General features: G+C 73.7%; 6 protein-coding genes and 2 pseudogenes. 5 read left to right on the top strand and 3 right to left on the bottom strand.

Annotated features, from left to right (window positions below):
• On the bottom strand, positions 1–347 hold a 347-nt coding region (locus tag AC2W7A_RS09185; protein ID WP_485991098.1), incomplete at its 3' end, for a hypothetical protein.
• A gap of 45 nt (positions 348–392) precedes the next feature.
• Here AC2W7A_RS09185 and AC2W7A_RS09180 point away from each other — a divergent pair.
• The 3 genes and pseudogenes from AC2W7A_RS09180 to AC2W7A_RS09170 form a co-directional block, all read left to right on the top strand.
• Positions 393–785, top strand: a pseudogene (locus AC2W7A_RS09180) (ERAP1-like C-terminal domain-containing protein); the annotation flags it as partial.
• 117 nt (positions 786–902) lie between these two features.
• Positions 903–1,331: pseudogene (locus tag AC2W7A_RS09175) on the top strand (OsmC family protein); the annotation flags it as partial.
• Between the two features lie 237 nt (positions 1,332–1,568).
• On the top strand, positions 1,569–1,937 hold the full coding sequence (locus AC2W7A_RS09170; protein WP_485991097.1) for a globin: 369 nt from the start codon (positions 1,569–1,571) through the stop codon (positions 1,935–1,937).
• A 24-nt stretch (positions 1,938–1,961) separates the two neighbouring features.
• Here AC2W7A_RS09170 and AC2W7A_RS09165 read toward each other — a convergent pair whose 3' ends face one another.
• The gene (locus AC2W7A_RS09165; protein WP_485991096.1) at positions 1,962–2,264 is read right to left on the bottom strand and encodes a hypothetical protein; all 303 of its coding nucleotides are present in this window, start codon (positions 2,262–2,264) and stop codon (positions 1,962–1,964) included.
• A gap of 203 nt (positions 2,265–2,467) precedes the next feature.
• Positions 2,468–3,211 carry a DUF8185 domain-containing protein gene (locus AC2W7A_RS09160; protein WP_485991095.1) on the bottom strand — a complete coding sequence of 248 codons (744 nt, stop codon included), beginning with the start codon at positions 3,209–3,211 and terminating at the stop codon, positions 2,468–2,470.
• A 124-nt stretch (positions 3,212–3,335) separates the two neighbouring features.
• Between AC2W7A_RS09160 and AC2W7A_RS09155 the strand changes: the two genes are divergently transcribed.
• Both AC2W7A_RS09155 and AC2W7A_RS09150 read left to right on the top strand, forming a co-directional pair.
• Positions 3,336–4,373, top strand: coding sequence for an acyl-CoA thioesterase (locus AC2W7A_RS09155; protein ID WP_485991094.1), 1,038 nt, complete (start codon positions 3,336–3,338; stop codon positions 4,371–4,373).
• Between the two features lie 701 nt (positions 4,374–5,074).
• Positions 5,075–5,236, top strand: a complete 162-nt coding sequence (locus AC2W7A_RS09150) for a hypothetical protein (RefSeq protein WP_485991093.1) — start codon at positions 5,075–5,077, stop codon at positions 5,234–5,236.
• The last annotated feature ends 70 nt before the right edge of the window (positions 5,237–5,306 follow it).

The following is a 5,306-nucleotide window of genomic DNA, read 5'->3' as shown; positions in this document are numbered from 1 at the left end:
CCGCCCGCCCAGCCCCAGTGGGCGGAGGCCCGCAGCAGGGTCGGCATGTCCGCCAGGGCCGCCGACGCCCGGAGGAGGCGCCGTCCGGGTCGGGAGGTGCCGGAGCCGTCGTCAACGGCCACGTGGACGAGCACGGAGAGGCGGTCCTCCGCCGCGAACTCGCGGACGCCGTCCCGGGCCCGCTCGAACAGGCCGGACAGGTCCGTGTCCGGCAGCTCCACACCGAAGACGCTGCGCCCGGGGACCGTGAGGGAGCCGTCCTCGTTGCCGAGCAGGTCCGCGGTCCCCTCGGCGAGGTCGTCCACCAGGCCCACGCCCACGTTCGAGATCACCGGGCCGAGCGGCACGGTCAGGGTGCCGGCGTCGGCCCCGCCGCCGGCGTCCCCACCGGTGCCCTCGCCGCCGCCCAGGCCCGCGCCGCCGTGCCCACCGCCGAGGCCAAGGCCGAAGCGTGGAGGCAGGTGGTGGACGGAACCCTGTCCAACACCACCCAGCGCCAGGTGCTCCTGGGCTTCCAGCGTGTCAACGACCCGGCCCTGATCGCGGAGTACGCGACGGCGTACTTCGAGGGCATCGAGGGCGTCTGGAACTCCCGCTCGCACGAGATGGCCGAGACGGCCGCGACCCTGGGCTTCCCGTCCTCGCAGGTCTCCCAGGAGACCGCGGACCGCGCCACCGCCCTGGTGGAGCAGGTCAAGGGCGGCAACGCCGGCCTGGCCCGTGTGGTGGCCGAGTGCCGGGACGACATGGCCCGTGCGCTGAAGGCCCGCACGGCCGGCGCCTGAGCGGAGACCTTCCGACGAGACCGGCGGGGCCCGGCACGAGTGGTCGTGCCGGGCCCCCGCCCTCGGTGTCCTGCTGACGGCACGTCCCGGTCGTTTCCCACCACTAGGCTGGATCCCATGAAGCACCAGTTCAGCCTCCGAGCAGAGTGGACCGGCAACCAGGGCTCCGGCACGTCCGGGTACAGGGACTACCGGCGGGACGTGACCCTGCAGGCCGCCGGCCCCGGAGAGATCTCCGGGTCCTCCGCCCGCGCCTTCCACGGGGACGAGACCCGCTGGAACCCGGAACAGCTGCTGCTCGGCGCGCTGGCACAGTGCCACACGCTGTCCTACCTGCACCACGCCACCGCCGCCGGCGTGGTGGTCACCGGCATGGCCGTGGCCGCGGAGGGCACCCTCGAGACGGAGTCCTCGGGCGCCGGCCGCATGACCGCAGCGACTCTGCGTCCGGAGGTGTGGCTGGCGGACGAGTCCCAGCGGGAGCAGGCCGACGGCCTCCACGAGCCGGCCCACCGCGACTGCTTCATCGCCAACTCGCTGGGCTTCCCGGTGGAGATCGCCCCGCAGCGGCCGCGGCAGATGCCGCACCTGCCGGAGTTCTCCTCACGCCTGGGCGCCCCGATCGCCGTGGCCCGCCCGCGCCCGGCGAACCGTCCTTCCCAGGTCTCCGGCCTGCAGGAGCGCCCCACGGAGGTCGAACCGGTCATGCGGGAGGACCGGCCCTCCGGTGCCGAGCAGGTCGCTGCCCGGGACTCCCGCCCGCTGCCCGCCCCGGGGCAGGCCATGAGCTTCTTCGAGGCCGTCGGCGGTCACGAGACGTTCGCGCAGCTGACCCGGGTCTTCTACGAGAACGTCCGGAAGGACCCGCTGCTGGCCCCGATGTACCCGCAGGACGACTGGGAGGGTGCCGAGGAGCGCCTGCGCATGTTCCTGGAGCAGTACTGGGGCGGTCCGCGGACCTACTCGGAGCAGCGCGGCCACCCCCGCCTGCGGATGCGCCACATGCCGTACACGATCGACTTCGCCGCCCGCGACGCCTGGCTGCGCCACATGCGCACCGCCGTGGACTCCCTGGACCTGGCCCCGCTGCAGGAGGCCGAGCTGTGGGACTACCTCGAGCGGGCCGCGCACTCCATGGTCAACTCGGCCTGACCTGCCCGGGCGCCGAGCCCGGCGTCACTGCCCCATCCAGCGCGCCCGGTAGTCCTGGAGGCGGCCGGGCTGCTCCGGCAGGTCCACGCCGATGCCGTAGGCGGTGAGGAACCGCGCCGTGTGCGCGTCCGCGTCCCCGTGGCAGACCACCGCTTCGCCGGGCTCCAGCGCGGACGTCTCGTCGATCCCCCAGTCCCCGGGGCACTCGTCCACCGGCACCGCGTCATGGAAGGCCCGCAGCGCCCGCCCCAGCCCGTCCACCAGTGTCCCGACGACGGCACTCGCCTCGTCCGTGAGCCTCGCCGTGTCCCGGGTCAGGTCCGGCATGGCGTGCTCCCACCATTCGGCCCTCGAGCTGCCAGGTGGTGCCGCCGATCCCGTTCACCCAGGCGCAGGCCGCCACCTCGAGGCGGTGCTCCGCGGCGAAGGCGCGGACCCAGGCGGAGGGCGCAGGCGCCGTCGTCGGGCCCGGGCGGAAGGCGTCCAGGGAGTCTGCCGCGGACTGCCCGGCGGATGAGCCCACGCCGAGGTCAGAGGGAGACGGCCGGGCGGTGCAGGACGAACCCGCCCGTGGTGTCGATGCGGGTCCAGGAGCCGTTCTGCAGGACACGGGCGCGGCCCTGGGGCGGGAGGAAGCCCAGGGAGAACGCGGCGAAGGCGCAGCCGGAGGGCACCACGGCCGGCTCGCCGAGCATCTGGCCCCACACGGCCGCACGCAGGCGCTGCACCACCGCGTCGCCCGGATTCGAGGGCAGGGCCTGGCGGATGGCCGTGATGCCGTCCTTGGCCACCATGATCAGGTCCTCGTGGCCGACCTCGGCCACCTGCGTCCATCCGGCGCGCGGCGGGGTGAGCGCCGTCCACGGCCGGTTCTCCCGGGACGGCGGGACGTTGAACGTGCGGTCCACGCCGCCGGCCGGGCCCGAGTCCTTCATCCGGGCGGTGCGCTCGAGGACCGCGGCCAGGGGCACGGTGGCGTCCAGGTCCTCGGCGTGCTCGGCGGAGGCCACCGGCACGGTGCGCAGGCCGAGGACGGTCGGGACGTGGTCCCCGAGGCCGCGCGGGGACATCACGTCCACCCACTGCGCCAGGACGGCCTCCCTGCCCTCCGCGGCCGGGGGGATCAGCTGCAGGCGCATGCCGGTGTCCGAGACCCGGCGGGCCCGGGTGGCGAACTGCTCGAGGTCCGCCACCGCGGCGTCCGAGGTGAGCGTCAGGCGGGGCGTGGCGTTCTGGGTCTCGGTCTCGGTACCGTGGCGGCGCTGCTCAGTCATACTGGTCATTGTCGCAGGCACCGCCGCGCGGGCCGACCCGTCACACGCCGCGGTGGGAACGCCACGGGACCGCGCAGGACGAGACGACGACCCGACCACCACCCCCCTGAAGACGAGGAGCCGCATGGGACCGCAGCACGAGGACAACCAGGGATCACCCGCCCGCCGCCGTCTACGCCAGGGCCTGGTCCGCCCGGACACCGCCCCCGCGGACCCCACCGCCATGCTCCGGGGCCTGCTCGAGCTCGCGGAGGCCGCACCGCATCCGCTGACCGGGGACGTCCGATTCACCGGCGTCACCCCGAAGCAGGCCCATGGCCGCGTGTTCGGCGGCCAGGTGCTCAGCCAGTGCCTCGCCGCCGCGGCCCGGACGGTGGAGGCCGGACGGGACGCCCACTCGCTGCACGGGTACTTCGTGCGCCCCGGAGACGCACTCAAACCGATCACCTTCACCGTGGAGCGGGTACGCGACGGCCGCTCGTTCTCCGTGCGGCGCATCCTCGCGAGCCAGGACGAGAAGGCGATCCTGACCCTCACCTGCTCCTTCCAGGCCCCGGCCGAGGGCATCGACCACCAGGCCGCCATGCCGGAGGGCGTGCCGGCCCCCGAGGACCTGCCGACCACCGCGGACCTCATCGGGGACATCCACCACCCGATCGCCCAGGAATGGGCCTGGGCCCGCCCGTTCGACATCCGCCACGTGGACCCGGCCGTGTACGTGAAGCCGGCTCGGGAACGGACCAACACCAACATGGTCTGGATGCGGACCTACACCCCGCTGGCAGACGACCCGAACCTGCACCGCGCGGCGCTGGCCTACGCCTCCGACTACACGCTGCTGGAGCCCGTGCTGCGCCAGCACGGACTGGCCTGGACGCAGCCGCGGATGTCCGTGGCCACCCTGGACCACTCCATGTGGTTCCACCGTCCCGCCCGCGTGGACGAGTGGCTGCTGTACGTGCAGTCCAGCCCCTCCGCGCAGGGCTCCCGCGGCCTAGGCCAGGGCCATGTCTTCACCCGGGACGGGGTGCTCGTGGCCACCGTGGCGCAGGAGGGCATGCTCCGCCTGCCGCAGGGATCCGAGGCCACGAAGGCGAAGGTGCAGGGCGTGCTGCAGGACCTCGCGATGAGGACGGTGCTGCGGCGCCCGCGCCGCCGCTGACCGCCGGGCACCCGGGGCACGACAGGGAGGTCACGCAGCCACGAACGCGGCGGGAAGCCGGGCCGCCGCACGCGGGAGATCTGCGCCACGCCTGTGGATCTGACCTGGAATTTCCCCGTGCCGGCTGTGAGCGTGCGATGCGCTTGCCCGGGATTCGCCTCAGGCATCCCCCTGACCTTGCCAGGTCCGGTCCACCGGGAGGATGGTGGCGCGCAGGACACCGCAGAGCATCCCCACCGGCCCGTCGTTCGACTCCGTCTCGCTGCAGCGCCATGACGAGCCCTTCGCCGTCGTCGGTCCCTGGAAGGACGACGTCACGGCCGCCGGCCAGGTGGTCTTCACCGCCGTGCACTCCGGCCACGACCTGCGCGACGAGATCCGTGAGCGCATGGTCCTGGACGAGGACGTGCGCTTCCGCGAGGAGGACTCGTTCACCGACGCGATCGGGGCGGGTGTGGGCTCCGGCATGGTCATGCACCGCTCCTGCTTCGAGATGGACCTGAACCGTCCGCGTGAGACCTGTGTCTACCAGCGCCCCGAAGACTGCTGGGACCTGGACGTCTGGCGCGAGGGCACCCTGCCGGACGAGGTGGCCGAACGCAGCCGCAGATCCATGACGCCTGGTTCGCCGAGCTCGGCCACCGGCTGGACGTCCTGGCACGGCGCGGACGCAGCCCGGCCTGGCACGGAAGGCAGCACCCATGAAGGAGGTCAACGTGTTCGCCCCCGGCGGGCTGGGCTCCTGCCAGGACCTCTACGGCGTCGACTTCGCCCCGGCGATCATCGAGGACCTCGAGCGCAAGGCCGGCATCCGCGGCCACCACGTCAACCACATAGCCAACGCGCGCCTGGCCACCATCTGAGTCCGCGCTGCCGGCGGCGCCGACCGGTGCGGGGGACGACGGCGGCCCGCCGCCGAGCGATGCTCCGGCG

The organism is Micrococcus sp. LASM2_SD2, assembly GCF_057364565.1.
Note: the sequence above shows the minus strand (reverse complement) of the source record. Positions and strands in the feature narration are given on the sequence as shown.